Genomic DNA, 24,766 nt, shown 5'->3' on the forward strand with positions numbered 1-24,766 from the left:
CAAGGTGGTATGGGGGAATATTTAAAAGGTGCGCATATTAGTTGCGTCCTAGCGAATGCTGGGACGAATTAATCATTGCGTACGATTTTTCGGCGCTGACGTTGGCATAGAAAGCCAAAAATTTTTGGGGGATCTCATGAATAAGAAATTAATAATACGGCACATGATTTCTGGCGCTACAGCGCTAGCATTTAGTATTCCGGCTATGTCGGCTGTAGAAATTTATAATGAAGAAGAAACGACCGTATCCATAGATGCGTCGTTCAATACTTTCTTTGTTCAAAGTGATACCAATAACGATATTACTGGTGTCGATCGCACACAGTCTCGCGTCAAGATGGGTTTGCTCCCAAATTGGGTCGGCTTTAATTTTAGTAAACAAGTCGGCGATCTAAAAATGGGTGGTCGCTCATCGTTTTGGGTAACCATCAACGACAGCGATACTGCCGTGACATCAACGGGGATTGATGTGCGTCAGTTTTACGCAACAATTGACGGCGATTGGGGCCAAGTACTTTTTGGTAAAGACTTCACCCTGTTTAGTCGTTCTAATATATTCCTAGATGAAATGCTTCAGGGCTACGGTGCGGTAAACGATACCTTGGGATTAATTGATGGCCAAGGCGTGTCATTTGGGCATATCGGTAGTGGTTATCACTACCCCTTCCCACATGCGCAGATTACCTATCGCACGCCAGAGCTCGCCGGTGGTTTTAAAATCGCGTTGGGCATCATCGATCCGGGCAATACCACCACTGATACCGGTGCGGGTCGCAGCAGCGAAGAGAGCATGCCGCGCTTTGAAGGTGAGATGACCTACAACACCGCATTGGGTGAAGGCAATTCACTCACCGCATGGCTGGGCTTTTTACAGCAAAGTTCCGACAGCCAAGCCGTAGGTGTTGATGACGTTGATTCACAGGGTCTTTCCTATGGCGTTAAGTTTAAAACCGGTGGTTTTGCATTCAATCTGTCTGGATTCTCTGGTCAAGGTTTGGGCTTGCTGCTCGGGCCGGCCACCGACGCTGCCTTAGGTTTGCAAGGGCTGATTTCTGAAAGCGGTAGCGAAGTGGATAGCGACGGCTATGTAGTGCAGGGATCATACACCCTAGGTGCTGAGCGGTTTGTTATTTCCTATGGTGAAACCACCGTCGAAACAGCGACAGAGTGGAACAACAGCACTAGCCAGATCGCGTGGTTCCACGACATCAATTCAGTGCTCCGCACGGTGGTTGAATACAACGTTAATACCATTGAAATTGGCAACAATGAAGAAGAAACCAGCACCATAGCCTTGGGTCTCGTTGCCAACTTTTAGTCGTTAATCTCCCTCGGGTCGATGCTTTCCGGGCTTGTTGTAACAGACAGCTCGGATTTTTTAGTTTTGCCGAGCAGTGGCAAGGTTTGAAATCTACTACTAAATGACTAGGTTTAAGGACACCAAAGTACAGTTAATGATTTTGACTAATAGCTCTAGCATGAGTGATAAGAGCCTTAGGTACCATTCGGGCTGAGTTTACTATTGAACATACATAATGAATAAAGCGAGGTTGGAAAAATGATATACGCACAACCAGGTGAAGCCGGCTCTGTTGTTACATTTAAGCCACGGTATGAAAATTACATCGGTGGTGAATGGGTCGCCCCCGTCGAAGGAAAATACTTCACAAACCTAACCCCAGTGACGGGTATGCCGTTTTGCGAAATACCCCAGTCGTCACCCGCTGATATTGAGCTAGCTTTAGATGCGGCGCACAGAGCGAAAGATGCATGGGGTAAGACCTCTGCAACAGAGCGTTCAAATGTACTGCTAAAGATTGCCGACCGTATTGAGAGCAATTTAGAAATGCTCGCCGTGGCAGAGAGCTGGGAAAATGGCAAAGGTGTACGCGAAACATTGAACGCGGATATACCTTTGGTTGTTGACCATTTTCGCTATTTTGCGGGCTGCATCCGCTCGCAAGAAGGCACGGCCGCTGAGTTAGACGAGCACACTGCGACTTATCATTTTCATGAGCCGCTGGGTGTAGTCGGTCAGATTATCCCCTGGAACTTCCCGCTGCTAATGGCCGCGTGGAAATTAGCTCCAGCATTGGCTGCAGGTAACTGCGTGGTGATGAAACCAGCAGAGCAAACACCGGCTAGTATTTTGGTGTTAATGGAAGTAATCGCAGACCTAGTGCCACCGGGTACGATTAATATCGTCAATGGCTTTGGTAAGGACGTAGGCGCGGCTTTAGCCACTAGCCCTCGCATTGCCAAGATCGCGTTTACAGGATCAACCGCAGTTGGCGCGCAGATTCTAAAATACGCGGCGGACAGTATGATTCCATCGACGGTTGAACTGGGCGGTAAGTCTCCCAATATTATTTTCGAAGACGTGTTGAACTACGAAGAAGACTATATCAGCAAATGTGTTGAAGGCACCTTGCTGGGCTTCTTCAACCAGGGTGAAGTGTGTACTTGCCCGTCACGGGTATTGGTACAAGAAAGTATTTACGAAGACTTTATGGAGCGTGTCATGGTTCGCGCTCATGAGGTTAAGCAGGGTAACCCGCTGGATACCGACACCATGGTTGGTGCGCAGGCGTCATTGCAGCAGCTTGAGAAAATCCTTAGCTATATGGACATTGGCCGCGCCGAAGGCGTTGAAATGCTGATTGGTGGTCACCGTAATGTCTTAGAAGGCAATTTGTCTGGTGGCTATTATATGCAGCCTACTCTGATGCGCGGGCACAATAAAATGCGCGTTTTCCAAGAAGAGATTTTTGGGCCAACACTGGGTGTCACCAGCTTTAAAGACGAAGCTGAGGCGCTCAGTATTGCCAACGATACCGAGTACGGCTTGGGTGCCGGTGTGTGGACGCGGGATATGAATCGCGCCTATCGCATGGGTCGCAATATTCAAGCGGGTCGGGTGTGGACGAATTGCTACCACTCCTATCCAGCTCACTCGGCCTTCGGTGGCTACAAGAAGTCTGGTATTGGTCGTGAAAACCACAAGATGATGCTTGATCACTACCAACAAACTAAAAACTTGCTGGTGAGTTATAGCACTAGCCCGCTGGGATTCTTCTGAGTCTCGGGCCGCGCTGCGCGGTTTAATGACCTGAATCGCTTGTGTATTACGCCGTCCCCGTCGCAATGCACAGCGGTTTTATACTTGCGCTAATTAAGCTGACGGAGTGAAGGCTGTAGCTTAAATTTGCTGAGTATAGTGGGGCCGGTACTACTTCTGTCAGTGGTAGTACCACACAGTTTTGGGACCTTATGTTTGCCGCAACGTCGAGTTGCGGCTTTTTTTTAGCTACGTATTTTTGGTATTTACGTCTGCTAAAGAAGATCTGTTTATCGCCGTTTGTTAGCCATTTCTCTGTCTTGCACTGGCCAATGTCTTAACACCAAAGGGGGGCACGCTATAGGTCTAAAGTACAGTATTAGCCTTGAAGGGCTCTGCTTAGTATTGAAGTGTGGCAGGGGCAGTTTGATCTTTATCTGCTGTTTGGCACTACAAACTCAATAATTCGTTAAATAAGAGAGGTAAGCCTTATGTGGATAAAACCAGCATATCAAGATCTCAGGTTAGGTTTTGAAGTCACTATGTATTTCGCAAACCGTTAAATTTGCTGGCTGCCTAAACGGTGTTTGGGTGGCCGCGTCAGAGAAGTAGATCGCAATGAGAGTTCATGTATTAGGTTCTGCCGCAGGCGGCGGATTTCCACAATGGAACTGCAATTGCCAGAATTGTTACGGCGTTCGCAATGGCAAAATACACGCTATTCCACGGACCCAGTCGTCGATCGCTGTCAGTATCGATGGCGATCGTTGGCTATTAATTAATGCCTCGCCCGATATCAGGGCGCAGCTAGAAGCCAGTACGGCGCTGCAGCCCAAACGCGGCTTGCGAGACACCGGTATTGGCGCAGTGGTGTTGGTTGACAGTCAAATCGACCATAGCAGCGGCTTGTTGATGTTGCGCGAGGGCTGTCCCTTTGATGTGTATGCCAGTCGTATGGTGCATCAAGATCTAAGTAGCGGGTTTCCCATCTTTCCCATGTTGGAGAGTTGGAACGGCGGTATTAACTACTGCGAACTAGCCATCGACGGCAGTGCCGTGACCCCCGTCGGATTTGAGGGCTTACAAATTACCGCCGTGCCAATTTGTGGCAAAGCACCACCGTACTCTCCGCACAGGCATGATCCGCATCCCGGCGATAATGTCGCGCTATACATACAAGATACCCGTAGTGGAAAAAGCATTTTTTATGCGCCGGGTTTGGGCGGCCTTGACGAGTCTGTTATTGATTACATGATTAGCGCCGACTGCTTGCTAGTAGACGGTACATTTTGGCGCGAAGATGAAATGATCTTCGCTGGTGTTGGCACCAAGCTCGCTAAAGAGATGGGGCATCTACCGCAGTCTGGTCACGGCGGCATGATTGAAATGCTGCGCTGTTTTCCAGAGCAGCGAAAAATACTGATTCATATTAATAACACCAACCCGATACTTGATGAAAATTCCCCTGAACGCGCGATATTGGCTAACGAGGGTATTGAGGTTGCGTTTGACGGTTTAGAAATAGACCTTGATACCAATGACAGCCTTCTTAGTAAGGTGAATACATTGGCGCCAGACGCGTCGCCTACGCTCGGAAGCCATAGCTTAGGAAAGCAGAGCGTCGGAAGCCAGAGGGCAGGGCAGTGACCATTGCGCTGAGGGAGGCACCCTTTACAGAGGCGCTGTCGGTATCTGAATTTGAACAGCGCCTGCGCGACAAGGGACGCCTATACCACATTCACCACCCCTTTCATGTGGCCATGCATCAAGGTCAATGTAGCAAGACCCAGATACGCGCCTGGGTGGCGAATCGCTTTTACTACCAAAGTAATATTCCCATTAAAGATGCGGCGGTACTGGCTAATTGCACTGATCAGGCAACGCGCCGTGCGTGGGTGCAGCGAATAATTGATCACGATGGCCGTGGTGATGATCTAGGTGGTATAGAGGCTTGGCTGTATTTAGGCGAAGCCTGTGGTTTAAGCCGAGACGATTTGCAATCCCACCGCTACGTGCTCCCCGGTGTTCGATTTGCAGTGGATGCCTATGTTAATTTTGCCCGCCGCGCCAGCTGGCAAGAAGCGGCGTGTTCATCGCTGACCGAAATGTTCGCCCCAGAAATTCATCAGCGCCGCTTAGATACTTGGCCAACGCACTACCCCTGGATTGATATCGAGGCCCTTGGCTATTTTCGTAAACGTTTAAGCGAAGCCCGTCGAGATGTTGATCATGGTCTAAGCGTCACCTTGGATTATTTTCGCAGTGCTGAGCAGCAGCGCCATGCCCTGAATATTCTGCAATTTAAATTAGATATTTTATGGTGTTTGTTAGATGCCATCAGCATGGCCTATGTCTACGACCGTCCCCCCTACCATCATATACAGAATGAGCAAGTTCTATGGAGTAGCCTATGACGCAGTTAGAGGCAATATCTACTATCGAGCAGGGCATCGTGCCGGTCTTGAATAAGCACTTTCGTCTGCAGTGGGAGCCAGTGCAAGACAGCTTTGTGCTGCTGTACCCAGAGGGCATGGTAAAGCTAAACGCGAGTGCAGGTGAAATACTCAGTGCCTGCGATGGCAAAAAATCGGTATCAGACATAAGTGATTTCCTGGAGAAAAAATATCCCGATGCAGAGGGTATCTCCGCCGATGTAAACGATTTTTTCTCGGCGGCAAAAGCAAAGGGCTGGACTCATTTTGTCTAGCCGAATTGGGCCGCCACTGTGGTTATTAGCGGAATTAACTTATCGCTGTCCCCTGCAGTGTCCTTACTGTTCTAACCCGCTTGAGTTTGCGCAGATTAAAGACGAGTTAAATACCGACGAATGGCTTCACGTATTGCGTCAGGGCCGCGAACTTGGCGCTGCACAACTCGGGTTTTCTGGTGGCGAACCGCTGTTGCGTCAAGACCTGGAAGTCTTGGCGGCGGAAGCTCGCGGATTGGGCTACTACAGCAATCTCATTACCTCTGGCATGGGCTTGAGTTACGAGCGCGTTGGTGCGTTAAAAGCGGCGGGATTAGACCATATTCAGCTCAGCTTTCAAGACAGCGAAAAAGAACTTAACGACTATATAGCGGGAAGTCATAAAGCCTTCGATAAAAAATTAGAGATGGCCCAAGTCGTAAAAGAATTTGGCTACCCGATGGTCATCAACTTTGTTTTACACAGACACAATATTGACCATATCGAATCGATACTCGACCTCTGTTTGAAGCTTGGCGCCGACTATGTCGAGCTGGCCAATGTGCAATATTACGGTTGGGGTTTGCATAACCGTGACAACTTGATGCCGTCGGCAGAGCAGCTTCGTCACGCGGAAGAAGTCACCCAGCGTTATCGAAAACAGCATGATCAAAAAATGCAGCTCATTTTTGTGGTGCCAGATTATTATGAAACCCGGCCCAAGGGCTGCATGAACGGTTGGGGCTCGGTCTTTCTTACCGTCGCCCCAGATGGTTTAGCGCTGCCTTGCCACAGTGCCAGAGACTTACCTATCGCATTTCCCAATGTAAAAACGACCCCTTTAAAAGACATCTGGTACGGCTCCGATGGCTTTAACCGTTATCGCGGTGACGATTGGATGATAGAACCCTGCCGCAGCTGCCCAGAGAAGGAGCAGGACTTTGGAGGTTGTCGCTGTCAGGCCTATCTGCTCACTGGGAGCGCAGAGAATGCCGATCCTGTCTGTGATAAGTCGCCGCACCACCACGTTATTCAGACTGCGGTCGCGCAGGCGCAATATCGAGATGCTGAGGTACAGCCGCTGCTATTTCGGAATACCAAGAACTCACATCAAATGGCGAAGCGCTGATGAGATGGTTTCTGGGATTTCTTGCCGCACCTTATTCAATGAATGGGGTTAACGCCTACTTTAAGCGTGTATTTCTCGCACCTTTGTTTTTTGTTATTTCTGCCCTAGCGGTTTGCTCCAACGTTAATGCCACTGAGGTTCTGAGAGTTGGCGTGCTGAAATACGGCACGGTTAACTGGGAGCTTGAGGTTATCAAGCGTCATGGCCTAGATCGTAAGCACGGCTTTGAATTGGAGGTACTTGAGCTAGGCTCGCCACATGCCACGGTGGTCGCACTACAGGGTGATCGGGTTGATGTGATTGTGAACGACTGGGTGTGGGTCAATAAACAAAAAAACACCCAGCGGGAATATGGCTACTCGCCGTACTCAAGCCAAATTGGCGGCATGGTGGTATCGCCTGACTCAGGAATACGTTCCTTGTCGGATCTGCGTGGCAAGCGTATTGGCGTTTCGGGTGGGCCGGTGGACAAGGGCTGGCTCCTATTTCGCGCTTACTCTGCTGAAAAACTCGGTGTTGATTTGGCAGAGATCAATGACGTGAAGTATGGCGCGCCCCCCTTATTAAATCATCTGCTACTAAATGGTCAGCTTGATGCGGTTGTGAACTACTGGCACTACAACGCCCGTTTACTCGGCGAGGGTATGCGCAATTTGGTGAGCACCGAGGACATACTCGCTGCGTTAGGTATTGAGCAAAAAGTACCGATGCTCGGGTGGGTCTTTGATCGACATCGAGCAGAGAATCGTCCCAAGCTGATGAACGCCTTTTTCTCCGCGTCCTTTGACGCGAAAGCGCTGCTGGCTAATTCCGAGTTGGAGTGGGATGCCATTCGGCCGCTACTAAAAGCTGAAAACGACAATATATTTGCGGAATTAAAACATGCCTATCGATCTGGTATTCCAGAACCGCTAACAAAAGAAGACGCGCTAGCGATACGCAAAATCTACGACATTTTGTATCCGTCAATTCATCCGGGCGTTGCTGCGGAGTCAGATACGCCGGCGATGATACGGCTAAAAAATTCAGAGCCCAATACACGTGACAACAATAATAAGTTCGATGAAGGGATGTTCTGGTGGCAGTACCTACGGCACCAGGAGTCTTAAGGTGACGTAATTGTCTGCTGCTAAGTGGCGTCTACTATCCTTTATCGGTCTGCTAGCTTGCTGGCAGGCCATCGTCGTGATTTGGCAGCCAGATATGTTGCCGAGTCCGGTCGAGGTTGCGCTGCGCGTGTGGCAGGAAGCGGCGCACGGGGATCTACTAGCGAATTTATTTGCTACGACGAAGCGGGTGGGTTTTAGTTTTATCTTAGCTATGTTGCTCGGTGTTCCCCTCGGCTTATGGATGGCGTATTGCCGTCGGGCAGATCTATTGCTCGACGGCATTGTTACCGTGTTTATGAATATACCTGCCCTCGTTGTTATTATTCTTTGCTTTTTATGGCTGGGGCTAAACGAATTAGCAACAGTGATGGCGGTGGTTATTAATAAAATACCGGTCATTGTTGTCACCATGCGCGAGGGTGGCAAGTCGATAGACTTTAAACTGATGGCAGTCGCGAAAGCCTTTCATATTTCCCGCTGGCGAACCCTTGTCGATGTGTATCTGCCCCAGTTGTATCCATACTTACTCGCTGCAACGCGGGCAGGCTTGGCCTTGGTTTGGAAGATCGTATTAGTTGCCGAGCTTCTCGGCTGCAGCGATGGCGTAGGATTCCAGCTCGGTATCTATTTTCAATATTTCGACATCCCCGGCATTCTGGCCTATACCTTCGCCTTTGTTGGCATTGTTATTTTACTGGAGGCGGGATGCATTCGGCGCTGGGAAATATCGGTAATGAGGTGGCGCCAATGATGGATGTGCATGTGACCAACAAGACCTATCACAAGGGTGCGCCGTCGATCATCCAAAACCTCGACTTTGAGGTGAAGGACGGCGAGTTTTTAGCTATTGTTGGCCCGTCTGGGGCAGGTAAAAGCACCTTGTTGAATCTTATTGCCGGTATTGACACAAAATTTGAAGGGCATATTCGCTTTAATACCTTGGAAACCCGCTCATCAAACCTCAGTATTATGTTCCAAGAGCCGCGCTTGATGCCGTGGCTCAATCTGCAGGAAAATGTCTGCTTGGTGTCAGATTCACCAAAGAGTACACTGGCTATTAATCGCGCAGCGGAATTGCTGGAAACCGTGGGAATTACCGGTTCGCCCGAGCAATATCCCGGTCAACTTTCTGGCGGCATGCAGCGCAGAGTTGCGCTGGCTAGGACGCTAATGGCCGATCCAGATATTCTATTGCTTGATGAACCTTTGGTGTCATTAGATCAGCCTGCAGCAATGGCCTTGCGTGAGTTACTGCTTAGGGTGTGGCGGGCGCGCAAATGTACCGTGATTTATGTCACCCATCAGTTAGAAGAAGCTGTGGTACTGGCAGATAGAATTCTGTTTTTATCGACGTCGCCGACAAGCATTATCAGGGAAGAGATAATTGATTTGCCGCGACCACGGCGGACGCAGGATGTTGACGCCGTTAAACACGGCATTTGCAAGCGAGCGGGCTTGTTGAGCGGTCGGCTTGCGTAGTTGATCCTGTGCAAATGAAACGTAGTGGGCTGGACAGAATGTTTATTTGAAAAATGACTATTGGCGAATGCCAAGTCAGTTCTTACTATAAAAAAGCTATAAAAATAAATACGCATCGAGGGTAACACAATGAATAGGGCAGAGAGGCGGGAGCTAAGTACATACGGTCCGGCGGTGGCCTATGGTGGCTCAGACAATCCAGTTGCAGCAGAGGCCGCCAAAGAACTATATCAATCGCTTATGATGGCACGACCTGCCTGTGTAGTGTTTTTCTGCTGTGTCGATTATGACAGAGAAGAGCTAGGCGACACCTTGGCAGAGCTATTTGGTGATACACCCGTACTGGGCTGCACCACCGCCGGTGAAATTTCACCTATGGGCTTATCCCCCGGCTCGATTACCGGGTTTTGTCTGTCTGCTGACCACTTTGTGGTAGAAACCACACTACTAGAAAATCTGTCTACCTTTTCTGAGCGCGGCGCTTACGACACGGTGAAAGATATGATGGCGCGCTTAGAGCGCAGAGCGATCGAGCCATTGGCATATAACAGCTTTGCTCTGTCGCTGCTCGATGGAATGTCGATTCGCGAAGAGTTGGTGCTTAGTGCTTTAAACGAAGCACTATCCGGTATTCCCTTGGTGGGTGGTTCTGCGGGAGATAATTTGCACTTTCGAGATACCCACGTTTACTACGACAAGCAGTTTTTTAGTAATGCAGCAGCCATTATATTGGTAAATACCACCTGTCCTTTTACGGTATTGAGCGGGCACCATCTGGTCGCTGCTGGCGATAAACTGGTGGTGACAAAAGCTGATGCAGCCAAGCGTATTGTTCACGAATTAAATGCCGAGCCGGCCGCGTTGGAATATTGTCGAGTGATGGGTATTTCGCTTGATGAGCTAAGTTCTACGACATATGCCTTACACCCATTGGCGGTGCAGGTCGGTGACAATTACTTTGCCCGCTCTATTCAGCAGGTGAACGACGATCTTAGTCTTACCTTCTTCTGTGCGATTGATACCGGCATTGTGTTAACCAAAATGCGCGATGGTGGATTGGTTGCCGAATTTGAACAGCGTATGGACGCGGTAGTCGCCGAAATTGGCGAACCACAATTGGTGATTGGCTACGATTGTATTCACCGCAGAATTGAAGCAGAGGGTAAAGGTATCTATCCAGAACTGTCGATGTTGTACCAGCGTTATAAAGTGGTGGGTTTTAACACCTATGGGGAACACTGCGATGCCATGCATGTAAATCACACCTTTACTGGTGTGGTTATTGGTGAGGCCACGGAATTTTCAGTCTAGGGCGGCGTCAATTTATTAGTAAATGGGTATGCAAGAATGGAACGTAATGCAGTGCAAAGTGACGGCGTGGAAAGCGTAATTGAAGCCTTGCGCTACGAGAATGAAAAATTAAAAAAAACCAATCAAGTTCTTATCGAACGAGTTGAGCAAGGTTGGGCTAATTACGGTGACGCCTACCGCTCGTTTCAAAATGCGGCGCTGCTTGCCGACAAGGTTAAAGATCGCACCATAAAGCTTCGAAGAACGCTCTATAAGCTCGAAGAAGCCAATCAAAGTCTGTCGGAAACCCGTTTAGAGTCGGCCCATTCTCAACAGCGTTTATTAGACACCATAGAAAGTATTTCTGACGCGATTGTCCTCTTTGATAAGAACCGTAAACTTGTTTTAGCGAATAGCCATTTCTATGAATTTTGGCGAAACACTGAAGCTAAAATTGAAGTGGGTGTTACCAGCTTTAAAGAACTAACCCCAATGGCGCTGGAATACGGCATTTATGATCCGGAAGGAAAACCCTTCGAAAAGCTCGTACAACGAAGTGATGTTTTTCGTGATTCAGTGATCAGGCTTGCGGATGGTCGTTGGTTGCAAGTATCAGAAAGACCGACCGCCGATGATGGCTTGGTGGTTGTTTACAGCGATATAACTCAAGTAAAAGAAAGTGAATTCGCGCGCCAAGAAAAAGTACTGGCCGAGCAGAACCGAATTTTGCAATCACTGATTGCCAACTTACCTCTAGGCGTTGTTTTGGTGAACGGCGAGCGCAGAGTAGAGGCCTGGAATGACCGCTTTGCAAATCTAGTTAATTTGGAGCCCGCCAAGGTAAATCGCGGCGCAGACTTTGATGCCTTGTTTTACGATTCGCCATTGCGAAGTTTCAGTTATTCGCCCGACTCCAGTATTCATCGTGGTCAACGTGCACTCTTCGAAGCCGAACAACTACTCGATGATGGCCGTGTTATCGCTATTAAAAGCCATCTCATTCCAGGCGGTGGTAATGTAAATACCTACCAAGACGTAACAGAACAGCGCCGCACCGCAGAGGCACTCAAGAATGCGTATAAGCATATGGAGCAGCGTGTTCATGAGCGTACAGTTGAGTTGTCTGCCTTAAATCACCAGTTGCGTATTGAGATCGAGGAGCGTGCCGTGGTTGAACAGTCCTTGCTGGAAGCAAAGGGCGAGGCAGAAGAGGCAAATGTTTCTAAAACCAAGTTCATGACCGCCGCTAGCCATGATCTTTTGCAGCCGCTAAATGCGGCTCGATTATTTGCTACTGCGTTATTAGATTATGATTTGCCCGAGGGCGTAATAAAACTAGTGAAATCGCTGAGTTATTCGCTCAGCGATGTGGAGTCCTTGCTCGGTACACTGGTCGATATATCCAAATTAGAAGCAGGTATAGTTGAACCAATTTTAGATTATTTTCCTGTAAATGAATTAATGCGAAATTTAGCGAATGAATTTCAAAAGCAGGCAGAAAGAGAGGGATTAGAATTTAGTTTTGTGCCCTGTAATATTCCGGTGTACTCTGATAGTCAGTTGCTGGCGCGCATTCTTCGTAACTTCTTGAGTAACGCAATTCGATACACCCACAGTGGACGAATACTCCTTGGCTGTCGACGTAGAGCTGATTATCTAGAAATTCAAGTGTGGGATACTGGCGTGGGTGTACCCAGTGATCAGCTTCAGGAAATATTCCTGGAGTTCAAGCGCGTCAATGCTAAAAAGCAACGTGAAGACAAGGGCCTTGGTTTGGGCTTGGCGATTGTTGACAAGCTATCAACTGTACTCAACCATGAAATTAAACTGCAGTCAGTGCTCGGTAAGGGCTCGGTGTTTTCTGTCTGTGTTCCCTACGCTGGTGAGGCGGAGTACACCTTCATTGAAGAAGAAACGCGTATAGAACCTCAGCAAGATCCCCTGTCAGGCAAGCGAGTACTGGTGGTCGATAATGATTGGTCTATCTGCGAGGGTATGACCCATGTCTTGGCCAATTGGGGCTGCGACGTTGTCACCGCGCAGACCTTAGACGATCTACGCAGGAAGCCAGAACTATTAAATCCGCCGCCGGATGTTCTGGTATTAGACTACCACCTCGATGATGACGCGACTGGGCTAGAGGCAGAAGTGATTGTAAGAGAGAAATTGGCTAAGTCAGTACCCACGGTATTGATCACCGCTAACTACAGTAACGAGCTGCGTCAGCAAGTTAAAGAGCTGGGCTTTCATCTGCTGAATAAACCGATCAAACCCTTAAAGCTTAAATCGGTATTGGTTTATCTTTTATCTTGAATATTTTAGCGCCGTATTCGATGAATCCCTGAGTTAAATGCAAAATTCCTTTGCTCAGTGCGAGCGATGCAAGTAGTGATCAAAGTCTATGGCCGATGCGCAAAGCACGGCCTTCATCCGATTTTGAACCTTTAGTTTTCTTAATATCGCAGACACGTGAGCTTTCACTGTGGTTTCTGCAATGCTTAATTCATAGCCGATCTGTTTATTTGACTCGCCCTTTGCCATTCGCTCAAACACCAGTAATTGACGGCGGGTGAGTGATGAAATGATTTCTGCTGGTATGCCAGTATTGTCTTTTCTGCGGGTGTGGCTGCTGTCACCGCTGCGACGAATAATGTCGGGCGGAAGAAATGCTTGGCCATCGAGTATTTGTTCAATGGCGGCGATGATCTTTTCGCGGGGCATGGATTTAGTGATAAAGCCCACCGCGCCGTAGGTCATGGATTGCAGTACCACGTTTTTATCTTCTTCTGCCGACAGCACGACAACCGGGACGTCGGGATAGGTACTGCGTAGATTCACAATTCCATTTAAACCATCCATTCCCGGCATATTCAAATCGAGTAGTACTAGGTCTACGTCGGCGTGTTGTTCTATGTATTCTAGGGTTTCATCTAGCGACGCAGTCTCGGCAATTAAGGCTTCGGTAAAGCGCTGCTGAGTAGCGTTTCTAATCGCCTCGCGGAATAGGGGGTGGTCGTCGGCAATAATAATATGAATCATGATCTTGATACCTCGTGCTGAGATAGAACATTTATCGTTATGTTGGCGCACGTAGTTCTAATATAACGCAATGCGAACCGCTTGTTGATGCTTAATGTGCGGCAATGCCATATCTGCTGAGTCGCCATAGAATTAATCACCCCCTGCTTTTCTTTTTAGTAGACCGTGTTTGGGATCGTAGCCAAAAATGGCTAAGGCGAGAAATACCAATGTAGTTGCGATACACACGCTAAACGCCTGCAAGTTGAATTGGCCGTAAAGGGCGAAGCGAATAAGTTCGATGCCGTGGGTGAAGGGATTCAGGGCGCAGATCTGATAAATAATTTCATTGGATTCTCGCATTTTCCACAGCGGATACAGTGCCGAGGAAAGAAAGAACATGGGAAACACGATGAAGTTCATTACGCCGGCAAAGTTTTCTAACTGACGGATGACCGACGATAAAAATAAACCCAAGGCACTTAACATGAGTGCGGGGAGTAGAGCCGCGGGTAATAAGTAGACGTAGCCCATAAGCGGCGGGGTGATGTCGAAAAGGCGCGCAATCGCGATAAAGGCATATACCTGAAATAGTGATACTAGCGATGTCGCAAGTAATTTGCAGATCAGCAGATAGGCGCGGGGAATTGGGCTGGTAAGCAGTACACGCATGCTTCCCACCTCACGGTCGTAGACCATCGACAGCGAGCTTTGCATGCCGTTAAACAGCAAAATAATGCCGATTAGCCCCGGCGCAATATACACCTCGTAGCTGATATAGGTTTCGTAGGGGGGAATGATGGCAATGCCAAGGGCGGAGCGAAAACCTGCAGCAAATACCGCAAGCCATAGCAGCGGTCGAACTAATGAGGAAAAAAATCGCGATCGCTGTTGCAGAAAGCGAGTCATCTCTCTTTTTAGAATGCCCACAAAGCAGTAGTAGTACGCTGAAATAGTCATACCACTGACCTTGTTAATTGCGAAAATAATGCCGGTAAATCCTTGGCCTTGTGCTGCTCTTGCAGCGTTTTCGCTTCACCTTGGGCAAGGCATTTGCCCTTATTCAGTATGAGTATATTGTCTTGGTCGTGCAGTTCTTCTATGAGGTGCGTTGTCCACAGTGCAGCAATTCCCTCGGTTTTACAGAGCGTTCTCACATGTGCATTTAAATTCGCTCGACTGTCTATGTCGAGTCCAGAGGAGGCCTCGTCGAGTAAGAGTAGTTTGGGACGATGAAGTAGGGCGCGTGCTAGTTCCACGCGGCGTCGGTGGCCGCCGTTTAAATCTCGCACACGGTCGTGTTGCCGGTCGCCAAGCTCAAACCGCGCCAGCTCCTGCTGTATGCGAGCACTTACTTCTTTTGGGGAAAGCCCGTGCAGTGCGCCGTGGTATTCAAGATTTTGTGAGACGCTTAAATCAAGGTCGAGTGTGCTTTGCTGAAACACCACGCCAATCTGGCGCATGGCTTGGTTGCCGTGTGTGTTGAGCGAATAATTGAAGACGTTGATCTCGCCGCTCGCGGGTTTTAGCAGCCGTGTAAGCAATGACATCAGTGTGGTTTTACCCGCGCCGTTGGGGCCGAGTAGGCCAAAGAATTCGCCCTCTGCAATATCGACATTGAGTTTATCGAGTGCGAGTCGCTCACCGTATTGGTAGCAGAGATTTGATATATGCAGCGCGGCAGATGTCATAGGGCAGATATCACGGTTTTACCGCGACCCCCCAAGGAAATCGCCCCACCTTTATACTCTTGAGTACGGTGAGGGACTTCACGTCGATGATCGATACGTCGCCGCTAATACCATTGCTACTGATGAGTCGAGTTTCATCGCCGTTAAGTGCTAGGTGCCAAACTCGGCGGCCAACGAGCAAATACTTAATGACTTTTTGCTGAGCAATATCAATGACTGCAACATGGTTTGCGGGGCCGAGTGCAACAAAGGCAAAGCGGTTGTCGTGGGTTAGGGTTATGCCAACCGGTTGTATTTTATCCTTATACACGCCGGGAATTTTAAAAGTGTACACATGGGAGATGGTTCTGTTTGCGACGTCGATAACGCTGACGGTGCCGCCAATTTCAGACGACGCCCACAGGGTTTTGCCGTCATCACTAAATTCAACATGTCGTGGCCGCTGATCAACCAAGGTGTTGTCGATAAGCTCATGGCTGTCGCTGTCTATCCAATGCAGCATATTGCTGGTTTCAGATGTGTTAACCACCCATTTACCATCGGGGCTGATGGCCATACCCTCGGGTTCTAGGCCTACATCAATTTGACTAATAACCTCACGCTTCACGGTGTCGACTACGGTCACTATCGCGTTGTCTTCGTTAGAGATATACAGGTCTTTGTTATTGGGATGCAGCGCGAATTGTTCTGGGTCTACACCGGAGGGGAGGTTGGCAATGATTTTCTGAGTTTTCACATCTAGCACTTGCACGCTGTCAGAATCGCTGGCGCAAATATACAGTTGGCTAAAGTCTTTGTTAAAGGTAATGCCCCGTGGCCTAAGACCGACCTCGATAGTTGCTGTCACCGTCAGGGTATCTAGATCAATCACCGATAAGGTATTGTCTTTCTCGTTAGAAACGTACACTTGTTCGGCTAGGCTGGGCGTAGCGAAACCTATAGAAGCGCCCAAAAATACGCCGATAAAGTTTAACGGTGTGCTTGAGCCGATAACGCGAATGGCGGATTTAATTGTCATGATGTTCTCACAGTGTAGGTGCCTCGAACGCGCAGCTCACTTCGGGGCGGTCGTAGCCCAGCGTGTCCATTTCTGAATGGGGGTGCAGATAACCTTCCTGCGGCGACTGGCTAATAAGCGCATTGGGTTGCACCAGTGGGATAGGTTGGCGAAGTTGGCCATTCCATTTTCTAAAGTTTAGGCGGCGACCCTTAAATGCACTGAGCTGAAAGTTGTCGCTGAGTAAATACTGATACAGCGTGGTGTCATCGTTGGACTTCGTTCTTGTTATCGCCTCGCCAATAGCACGTACCGCTAGCCATGCGGCATAGTCCACATCGTTCATGTCGCGCTTGGCATAATCGGTGAAGCGGTTTTGTAGCTGGGCCGCGCCCCATTGTTCAATACTCCAATGCCATCCGGTTGGGGTTAACCCTTGTGTTCCTGCGGCGGGTCTTGGCAGCCATGTGTTGTAGGGGATGTATTCGCCAATATCGCCTATCTCATCGGCAATTAGCGTTACATCGTAGTCTTTTGATTGACTGAATAGTTTAATTTCGTTTTGAGCTGAGCGCCGTAAGTCTGAATTAAATTGCCACTCACGCTCGTCGATGATATTTGCGCCAAATCGTTTTGCTGAGCGCTTTAGCGCGGCGCTAAATAATTTATCTTCCTCCCGTTGACCACGCAGTAATAACCATTTTTTCCAGCGTTTAGACATCAAAAATTGCGCAAGTCCGTCGGTGAGCATGGCGCGGCTTGGAATAGTGTGCAGCAGTCTCGGCTGGCATTGTTCGTTGCGAAGCACATCGTCTTTGGCAGAAACATTAAAGATAATTGCGTGCTTGGCAATGTGCTCGTCGCGACTTAGCGTGAGCAAGGTCGCTGCTGGCAGTTTTGCCACAATGAAGGTATTCCCGCTGTCGATCCACACTCTTGCGGCGGCAATCGCACCGTCACTATCATCAAACAGTTTTGCTGTTAATTGGTAGTGTTCGCCGGTAAAGCGTCCGGTGGTATTGTTGTCGGCAATCGCGACGTTGGCGCCGTCTAATCCCGAACTTTCTGGTGCGCTGCGAATATTTGATAAAGTCGGAGGACGCTCTTGTACGTGTTCAAGAAATAACACTGGAACATCGCGCTGCACTGAGGGCGCCGCGTTGGTAATCTGAGTGCTTAGAGCTAAACCCAAGCCTAGGCCCAAGCATAGGCACATGCGTGGACGTAAGCCTAGAGCAAAAACAAGCTTAATCCATAGGGTTAAGCAGGGTGTCGCAATGAACGGGTGTTTGTTCATGAGACCTAAAGTGTAAACCTAGTGGCGAAAAAAAATGGTGGCGCAGATAACGCCCGGTGATCAGTGCCGCTGGCAGCGTTGATATTCATATCCGTTAGTTCTCGATTTTTATAGTGATGATACTTTCGGCATTGCGTACTGCTTATTTATATACCCGTTCATGCTATGTGGAGCGCTGGCCTTTTGATATATGCAAAAGGTCGTAATGATGTGAGACTAAAGTAGTAGATTATTCGTCGCCTAAAATTGCTTCCATTTCCTCGCCTATTATTTTGCTAACTACTACTTAGGGTGTAGTTGTCGGCTTCATTCCTGACACCAAAGCACAATTGCCCGAACTCACCCGTTTGATACGCTATCAGCAGAATACGAATTGGCTGGGCGCGGTGCCATCAGCTTCAAAAAAATAATGTCAGATTGGTTGAGGAATATTATGCGTAATTTATCGGTTGGGCGCGTTCTACGTAGCGGCGCAGTGTTATTTTTCGGTGCGCAGGCTGCATTGGTGTTAGCGCATGGCGATGTGACACCGCAGGCGGTAAACACCGAGACTTTACCTCAGTTAGGCGAAGAGTGGCGCGAGACAAACCCTTATCGCGGAGATGCTGAAGCAATCCGAGTTGGTGATTCTGCATACAACCAGAACTGTGCACGTTGCCATGGCTTAGAAGCGATTTCCGGCGGTATGACCCCAGACCTAAGAAAACTAAATGACCCAGCAGAATATATAGACATCGAAGAATCTGATCAGTGGTTTATGACCCGCATTCGCCACGGTGCGGTGGTCGATGGCCGTGTATATATGCCTCCATTTGAAGGTATTTTAAGTCAAGAAGCCATGTGGGCGATCCGCTCATATTTAGATACCAGAAAACTTGAAGAATGAGATCTGAATAATGGGTATTTTGCGCGCTACCTTGTTGCTGCCCACGCTGTGTTTACTGGCCGTGTTCACTGTTGTTAACACGGCGCAGGCACGTAAGTACGATGATGTTATTCAATCGAAGTATATTGAGTTTGCGGTATACCGTGATTTTCCACCCTACTCATTTCTAAAAGATGGCAAGCCTGCGGGTATCGACGTAGATATTGGCAAGCGCATCGCAAGTGACATGGGAGTTGAAGCACGTTGGCTTTGGCTGACGGCGGATGAAAACCTCGATGATGATCTGCGCAATGCGGTGTGGAAGGGCAGTGTAGTCGACCGCAAGGTGGCCGATGTGATGTTGCGAGTACCCTATGACCGCGAATACGCCTATGCTCAAGATGGCTACGGCCTACCCCGTAATGACATGGTAGTCATGTCGTCGCCCTATCATAAAGAATCCTGGAAATTAGTTCGGGATATTAATAAAACTCGCAAAGTTCGCAACCTTGCGATTTTTCAATACCAGCCCATTGGTGTCGAAATAGATAGTCTCCCAGACTTCTTCTTGGTCGGGACCTTGCAAGGACGGCTGCGCGAAAACGTCCATCACTATCCAACGGTATTTGCTGCCATTAGCGATTTAAAAGCCGGAAAGCTAAGTGCCGTAGCGGGCATGCGCAGTCAATTAGAGTGGGGCTTGCCAAATAGGTCTGAAAATCTAGATATCGATGATGACGGGCTTGAGTCTCTGGGGCGTAAGAGCTGGGATATTGGCATTGCCATCAAAGACAGCTACCGCCAACTCGGTTATGCCGTAGACGGTGTGATCGTGACGATGGTGAAAAACGGCGATATGGAAAAAATATTTTCAAGCTATGGCGTGTCTTATGAACAGCCCTCCATGTACGACGTTGCCGCTGAATAAAATAAGCTCAAGAAATTAATAGCTCACCCGTTTCTATCCCTTAAAACCCGAATACTTATTTTTACTACTAAAACAGTACCAATGGACAGTAAGTGCACGTCTCTAGATCAATTGTGAGCTGACCTAGAGCGTCACATACTCAGACCCAGATCGCACTAACTTGATCGCGAATAGTTTAAAAATATTTGCGTACAGAGTGATGCGACGGATTAGAAAATACTCGGTTTTTGAAAATAAATCTAAGTGTTAGTTAGGAGATTTACAATGAAAATAATGTGCATGGCAAGATCTGTCACTGTGGCCGCCGCCGTGGCAGCTATGAGTTTCAGTTCGCTACTTAACGCGGGTGTTACCGATCAAGATATTTTGAATGATGCTAAAACCACCGGTGATATTGTTAGCTATGGATTAGGTACGCAGGGCCAGCGTTACAGTCCACTTAAAATAGTGAACGACAAAAACGTCCAATCGTTATCACCTATTTGGTCGTTTTCCTTTGGTGGTGAAAAACAGCGCGGGCAAGAATCACAGCCGCTGATTAAAGATGGTGTTATGTACGTTACCGCGTCTTATTCACGTATTTATGCTGTAGATATCGCCAGCGGTGAAGAGCTTTGGGAATACGATGCGCGTCTACCAGACGGCATTATGCCCTGCTGTGACGTGGTTAACCGTGGCGCAGCGCTGTACGGCAACCTAGTTATATTTGGCACACTAGACGCAAAATTGGTCGCCCTAGATATCGAAACCGGAAAACCAGTCTGGCGGAAGACTGTTGGTGATTATCAAGCTGGCTACTCAATGACCGCGGCGCCTTTGATCGTTAAGGGCATGGTGATTACCGGTGTATCTGGTGGTGAATTCGGTATTGTCGGTAAAGTAGAAGCGCGTGACGCAAAAACCGGTGAAATGGTTTGGAGTCGTCCCACTGTTGAAGGTCACATGGGTTACCTACGCGGCAAAGAAAATGGCATTACTGGTGGTAAAGCCGGTAAGACCTGGCCCGGCGACATGTGGAAAACCGGCGGTGCAGCAACATGGCTAGGCGGCACCTACGACCCAGAAGTCGATCTGCTATTCTTCGGCACCGGTAACCCCGCGCCGTGGAACTCTCATCTGCGTCCCGGTGACAACCTGTACAGCTCATCACGTCTTGCTATAGACCCTGACACCGGCAAAATCGTGTGGCATTTCCAAACGACACCACACGACGGTTGGGATTTTGACGGCGTAAACGAGCTCGTGTCGTTTAACTACAAGCAAGGTGGTAAAACCATTCAAGCAGCGGCAACCGCTGACCGTAACGGTTTCTTCTACGTGCTTGATCGCACCAACGGCAAGTTTATTCGCGGTCTTCCTTTTGTTAAAAAAATGACGTGGGCAAAAGGCTTGAACAAAGACGGCTCACCGATCTTCGACGAAGCAATGCGCCCCGGTAATCCAGCAGACACAGGCGCCGATGGCAAAAAAGGTAAATCAGTCTTTGCGGTTCCATCCTTCCTCGGTGGTAAAAACTGGATGCCAATGGCATACAGCCAAGACACCGGCTACTTCTACGTGCCTTCTAACGAATGGGGCATGGATATTTGGAACGAACCTGTTAACTACAAAAAAGGCGCAGCCTACCTTGGTGCCGGTTTTACCATCAGACCTGTTTTTGAAGACCATATCGGTTCATTAAAAGCGATTGATCCAGTCTCTGGTACCGTGAAGTGGGAATTCCAAAACCCAGCGCCACTATGGGGCGGTGTTCTTGCTACCGCAGGCAACCTCGTCTTTATGGGTAACCCAGAAGGTTACTTAATGGCCTTCGACGCCAAAACCGGCAAAGTACTTTATAAGTTCAACACCGGCTCTGGCATTGTTAGCTCACCCATAACCTGGGACAAAGATGGCGAGCAATACGTCACCATCGTGTCTGGCTGGGGTGGTGCAATACCATTGTGGGGAGGCGAAGTAGCCGCACGTACTAAAGAGCTAAACCAAGGTGGCAGCGTGTGGACGTTCAAAATTCCTAAAGCTAACTAAGACAAACACCGTTTGTAAAAGACGGTAGTGAAACTAAAGCCCCGCTTGGATGCCAAGTGGGGCTTTTTTGTGGGTGAAAATAGCCGGTAGGAGGCTTGAATAGATGGACGGCCAAATATCCAATATATGCCTTGTATCCGTACTTTTTGACAATGTGAACAATAGCGTCATTCCCATTAACTCCGGAGCCAGTTAATTAACTTATTGATATTTATAATAAACGCGATATGCTCAGTGGAAAGGGATGTTTGGCAGAGATAAAGGGAACTAGTCTTCGTTTGTCTGGTGCTTGCTAATAGTGATGTCGCCATCTCATTGAAATCCTTTAATATTTTTAATTCTTGCTGAAGCCCTAGCTTTGATAAGGGGGCCAAAGTGATATATGGCCTGAGTCGTTATAACTAGCTGTTATGTTTCCACAGCAGGAGAGTCATTTGCCATTTTCTTATAAGACTGAATCAAAAGAGTTTGGAAAAGCCCTGCTTGAGATGGCTGTCAGAGCGCATAGAGAGCAGATTTCTCAGTATGTGTCTAAGGATAATATGCATAGCTTTCAACACGGAAGAAGCTGGCTGACGGTTAGAGAAGATGGGACAGAAGAATCATCATTCAAAGAGACTGGCGTTGAGCTAAGCATTGGATATGAAGACCTTATTAAAAACGACATTAATCAGTTCTTTCAATTCCTAAATACCTTTATTGAAGGCTTTACCTCTCAAACTATGCAGGGCATGTTTCAGGCGATAAGCGAAAGCTGTGACAAAATTGGGAATACCGTAAACCAAAAAGAGTACGCCTCCCAAGCTGAGGCGTTTTTAGAGATGCTGAAAAAAGTTGAATTTAGCGTTAACGAAAATGGCCAAGTCGAACTCCCACAGATTCATGTCGGCACTGATACTGCGGAACATCTAATGCAGTCACTGGAAGCACAGGGTGAAGAGTTTCGTGCAGAAGTAGAAAGAATAAAACAAGATAAATCCGAGGCAGCACTAAAAAAAGAAAAAGAGAGATTAAATAAGTACAAAGGTATAGATATATGAAGGCTTATTTAATCTCTATTGGTTGTGACAACTACCAGAGTGAAACGCTTAATAATCTATCTGGCGCTGAAAATGATGCATCAGCTGTTTATGATGTCTTAGTTGACTCAGAATATTCGATATACGAAAAAGAAAGTTCATATTTTCTGAAGTCCCCAGTAATAAGCGATGTTAAAGGAGCGTTCGAAGAAGCTCTATTCGATAAAGAATGCCCAGATATTTTTACGTTATTCTTCGCGGGGCACGGAGGTGTGATTGACGGTACGTACTACCTTTGCTTAAACGAAACTAAAACAGACAGAATGAGCTTAACTGGGCTATCGCTAACCGAGATCTTTAGAATAGTCTCCTCTTCGGGGGTTAAGCACGTAAATTTAGTCATTGACGCCTGCAACACAGCAGGGTTAGTTAATGACTTGTTGTCCCTGATAAAACCCGAACTTATGGGAGCTAAAGGTTCATTTGGTATTTCAATACTGGCTGCAGCTGCTTCAGATGAATATGCTGGTGAGGTAGCGGGCCAAGGACTACTAACAGGTAGTCTAATCGATCTAATTTCTGGAAGAGATAAAGTTAATTCAGATGTTGAATTCCTCGATCTTGTGAATTTGGGACGTGTAATATCGACGAAATTTATACAAGAAGGAAGGGATCAGACACCTTCTTCGTGGGGGATGAATCTCTACGGGCCAAGCATATTTTCTAAAAACCCATATCATAGCCAAGACGACACAATTTCAACTCATGATTTTTCGTTTATTCCTCCCGCGTCTAGAGTAGGAATGGTGCTACTGAATTATAAAGATGATCTTTGGGCTTTATATGACGACCTAGGAAATACTGAAGGCGTCCGTGAATTTTTAGAGGTGATTAGGTCTGCAGGAGAAGCCGTTGATAACATTGATGATCTAGTAACCTTGCTAAAAGGCGTCGGCTATAGATTCATAGAGAAATATAATCCTGAATGTGATTTTAAACAGCTTGAGTTGATCAATGCTATTTCCACCGTCCTAATTCCTCACTTGTCAAACGAGAAGGCTCGAGTAGCCTTTTCAGAATTCATGGATTTATTCAAGTTATTTGGCGTCAGATTGCTAGATGATGCATTGGCAAACCTTCAAGAAGATAAATATTACTTGATAAACAAGGAAGGCGCTGGATTTGATGTGCTATCAAATTATTACTATTTGCCCATCAGATTATCAAAGCTTTTAGGGTATTTTTCGCAATTACTATTGGTTGACGAAGGAGAAGCCGAAAAAGTTTCTGCATTCCTTGATTTGGTTCGTAAGGACTATAGTGGTCATCTTGTCGTGATGTCTGAAGAGCAGGCGCCGTACCTACATTCTTTCTTTGGGATATATAATGCTTTAGGCAAAGGGGAGCAAGTTAAAGACCTCCTTATCTCCTATATGCGCGACTATATTGGTTGTGAAGGACAAGTTGCGGCTCTTAATCTACCTGCTGAAGATACATTAAAATTCCTGATTCAAAGATATACACAGAATAAGGTGAATATAGAGTACAAATCCAATCCGGATAGTCTGGGGTCTTCGTTATTACTACAGTCTAATGCCTATGGCATAGGTGAAGATGTAAATTTAGTTTTACATGTTTTGGATAGGCATAGTTTTCATCTGTTTATCCCCAGAAATATTGATCAGTTCGGGGAAAAAACAATAGAAAACGGGTTCAATATGGTTCTTCGATGTGGATCAAATTTTTGGACGTGTAAAGATTTCAACGATATTGTTAAAGAACATTTTGATAAATATTCAGAAATTGATCTTTCTTCTTTAAGCTCTATTGAGAAATATTCCAGTGTTGCCAGCTCTTTTGTTCAACCTGATCGTATTCCTCTAATGGTTTAACCCATGATAAAAAAACATAACAATCGCAAGCACTCGGAACATGATCTTGTCCCAATTTAACGGACACCAAAATCTAATAGATGAGGTGTCCTATGCCAAAATACACAAAGCCAAGAAAGACCTGGCAGTATTCAGATGAATTCAAAGTGAAAGCGGTTCAACTGAGTTTGATTGACGGAATTCAAGTCAAAGAGGTAGCGGACACACTCGACATACATCCGTTCATGCTGTCACGATGGCGAAAAGAGTTTCGCGAAGGCAAGATTGTGGCTGATAAACG

23 protein-coding genes are annotated in these 24,766 nt (G+C 47.5%); 18 read left to right on the plus strand and 5 right to left on the minus strand.

The window, feature by feature from the left end:
- Positions 1 to 136: 136 nt before the first annotated feature.
- From O9X78_RS17195 to O9X78_RS17250, 12 genes are all read left to right on the plus strand, one after another.
- On the plus strand, positions 137 to 1,318 hold the full coding sequence (locus tag O9X78_RS17195) for a porin (RefSeq protein WP_269620943.1): 1,182 nt from the start codon (positions 137 to 139) through the stop codon (positions 1,316 to 1,318).
- 240 nt (positions 1,319 to 1,558) lie between these two features.
- Positions 1,559 to 3,079, plus strand: coding sequence for an acetaldehyde dehydrogenase ExaC (exaC, locus tag O9X78_RS17200; RefSeq protein WP_269620944.1), 1,521 nt, complete (start codon positions 1,559 to 1,561; stop codon positions 3,077 to 3,079).
- A 470-nt stretch (positions 3,080 to 3,549) separates the two neighbouring features.
- On the plus strand, positions 3,550 to 3,621 hold the full coding sequence (gene pqqA / locus O9X78_RS17205; protein WP_103683251.1) for a pyrroloquinoline quinone precursor peptide PqqA: 72 nt from the start codon (positions 3,550 to 3,552) through the stop codon (positions 3,619 to 3,621).
- 55 nt (positions 3,622 to 3,676) lie between these two features.
- Positions 3,677 to 4,705 carry a pyrroloquinoline quinone biosynthesis protein PqqB gene (pqqB, locus tag O9X78_RS17210; protein WP_269620945.1) on the plus strand — a complete coding sequence of 343 codons (1,029 nt, stop codon included), beginning with the start codon at positions 3,677 to 3,679 and terminating at the stop codon, positions 4,703 to 4,705.
- Positions 4,702 to 5,472: a pyrroloquinoline-quinone synthase PqqC gene (gene pqqC / locus O9X78_RS17215; RefSeq protein WP_269620946.1), complete on the plus strand. Its 771-nt coding sequence runs from the start codon at positions 4,702 to 4,704 to the stop codon at positions 5,470 to 5,472. The genes pqqB and pqqC overlap by 4 nt, the downstream gene beginning before the upstream one ends.
- Entirely contained in the window at positions 5,469 to 5,765 is a 297-nt protein-coding gene (gene pqqD / locus O9X78_RS17220) for a pyrroloquinoline quinone biosynthesis peptide chaperone PqqD (protein ID WP_269620947.1), read from the plus strand. The genes pqqC and pqqD overlap by 4 nt, the downstream gene beginning before the upstream one ends.
- Positions 5,758 to 6,873, plus strand: a complete 1,116-nt coding sequence (gene pqqE / locus O9X78_RS17225; protein ID WP_269620948.1) for a pyrroloquinoline quinone biosynthesis protein PqqE — start codon at positions 5,758 to 5,760, stop codon at positions 6,871 to 6,873. The genes pqqD and pqqE overlap by 8 nt, the downstream gene beginning before the upstream one ends.
- On the plus strand, positions 6,873 to 7,982 hold the full coding sequence (locus O9X78_RS17230) for an ABC transporter substrate-binding protein (protein ID WP_269620949.1): 1,110 nt from the start codon (positions 6,873 to 6,875) through the stop codon (positions 7,980 to 7,982). The genes pqqE and O9X78_RS17230 overlap by 1 nt, the downstream gene beginning before the upstream one ends.
- 10 nt (positions 7,983 to 7,992) lie before the next feature.
- Positions 7,993 to 8,733: an ABC transporter permease gene (locus O9X78_RS17235; RefSeq protein ID WP_269620950.1), complete on the plus strand. Its 741-nt coding sequence runs from the start codon at positions 7,993 to 7,995 to the stop codon at positions 8,731 to 8,733.
- A complete protein-coding gene (locus O9X78_RS17240; RefSeq protein ID WP_269620951.1) occupies positions 8,688 to 9,461 on the plus strand; it encodes an ABC transporter ATP-binding protein in 774 nt (257 codons plus the stop codon). Before O9X78_RS17235 ends, O9X78_RS17240 begins: the two co-directional genes overlap by 46 nt.
- A 129-nt stretch (positions 9,462 to 9,590) precedes the next feature.
- Positions 9,591 to 10,772: a nitric oxide-sensing protein NosP gene (nosP, locus tag O9X78_RS17245; protein WP_269620952.1), complete on the plus strand. Its 1,182-nt coding sequence runs from the start codon at positions 9,591 to 9,593 to the stop codon at positions 10,770 to 10,772.
- 36 nt (positions 10,773 to 10,808) lie between these two features.
- On the plus strand, positions 10,809 to 13,064 hold the full coding sequence (locus O9X78_RS17250) for a NahK/ErcS family hybrid sensor histidine kinase/response regulator (protein ID WP_269620953.1): 2,256 nt from the start codon (positions 10,809 to 10,811) through the stop codon (positions 13,062 to 13,064).
- Between the two features lie 54 nt (positions 13,065 to 13,118).
- Here O9X78_RS17250 and O9X78_RS17255 read toward each other — a convergent pair whose 3' ends face one another.
- From O9X78_RS17255 to O9X78_RS17275, 5 genes are all read right to left on the minus strand, one after another.
- Positions 13,119 to 13,790 (minus strand): response regulator transcription factor, encoded by a 672-nt coding sequence (locus tag O9X78_RS17255; RefSeq protein WP_269620954.1) that lies wholly within the window; start codon positions 13,788 to 13,790, stop codon positions 13,119 to 13,121.
- Between the two features lie 132 nt (positions 13,791 to 13,922).
- The gene (locus O9X78_RS17260; RefSeq protein WP_269620955.1) at positions 13,923 to 14,729 is read right to left on the minus strand and encodes an ABC transporter permease; all 807 of its coding nucleotides are present in this window, start codon (positions 14,727 to 14,729) and stop codon (positions 13,923 to 13,925) included.
- Positions 14,726 to 15,460: an ATP-binding cassette domain-containing protein gene (locus O9X78_RS17265; protein WP_269620956.1), complete on the minus strand. Its 735-nt coding sequence runs from the start codon at positions 15,458 to 15,460 to the stop codon at positions 14,726 to 14,728. The genes O9X78_RS17260 and O9X78_RS17265 overlap by 4 nt, the downstream gene beginning before the upstream one ends.
- 10 nt (positions 15,461 to 15,470) lie before the next feature.
- Complete coding sequence (locus O9X78_RS17270; RefSeq protein WP_269620957.1) at positions 15,471 to 16,478, minus strand: YVTN family beta-propeller repeat protein; 1,008 nt, start codon at positions 16,476 to 16,478, stop codon at positions 15,471 to 15,473.
- A 7-nt stretch (positions 16,479 to 16,485) separates the two neighbouring features.
- Positions 16,486 to 17,754 carry an ABC transporter substrate-binding protein gene (locus O9X78_RS17275; protein ID WP_269620958.1) on the minus strand — a complete coding sequence of 423 codons (1,269 nt, stop codon included), beginning with the start codon at positions 17,752 to 17,754 and terminating at the stop codon, positions 16,486 to 16,488.
- A 433-nt stretch (positions 17,755 to 18,187) separates the two neighbouring features.
- On the opposite strand from O9X78_RS17275, the gene pedF reads away from it, so the two are divergent.
- The 6 genes from pedF to O9X78_RS17305 form a co-directional block, all read left to right on the plus strand.
- The gene (gene pedF / locus O9X78_RS17280; RefSeq protein ID WP_269620959.1) at positions 18,188 to 18,640 is read left to right on the plus strand and encodes a cytochrome c-550 PedF; all 453 of its coding nucleotides are present in this window, start codon (positions 18,188 to 18,190) and stop codon (positions 18,638 to 18,640) included.
- Between the two features lie 10 nt (positions 18,641 to 18,650).
- Complete coding sequence (locus O9X78_RS17285; protein WP_269620960.1) at positions 18,651 to 19,547, plus strand: substrate-binding periplasmic protein; 897 nt, start codon at positions 18,651 to 18,653, stop codon at positions 19,545 to 19,547.
- A gap of 264 nt (positions 19,548 to 19,811) precedes the next feature.
- Complete coding sequence (locus O9X78_RS17290) at positions 19,812 to 21,575, plus strand: methanol/ethanol family PQQ-dependent dehydrogenase (protein ID WP_269620961.1); 1,764 nt, start codon at positions 19,812 to 19,814, stop codon at positions 21,573 to 21,575.
- Positions 21,576 to 22,009: 434 nt separating this feature from the next.
- Positions 22,010 to 22,615 carry a hypothetical protein gene (locus tag O9X78_RS17295; protein ID WP_269620962.1) on the plus strand — a complete coding sequence of 202 codons (606 nt, stop codon included), beginning with the start codon at positions 22,010 to 22,012 and terminating at the stop codon, positions 22,613 to 22,615.
- On the plus strand, positions 22,612 to 24,486 hold the full coding sequence (locus tag O9X78_RS17300; RefSeq protein WP_269620963.1) for a caspase family protein: 1,875 nt from the start codon (positions 22,612 to 22,614) through the stop codon (positions 24,484 to 24,486). The genes O9X78_RS17295 and O9X78_RS17300 overlap by 4 nt, the downstream gene beginning before the upstream one ends.
- 92 nt (positions 24,487 to 24,578) lie before the next feature.
- On the plus strand, positions 24,579 to 24,766 hold a 188-nt coding region (locus O9X78_RS17305; protein ID WP_269620964.1), incomplete at its 3' end, for a transposase.

It is taken from the genome of Zhongshania aquatica, assembly GCF_027257955.1.
Lineage (GTDB): Bacteria > Pseudomonadota > Gammaproteobacteria > Pseudomonadales > Spongiibacteraceae > Spongiibacter > Spongiibacter aquatica.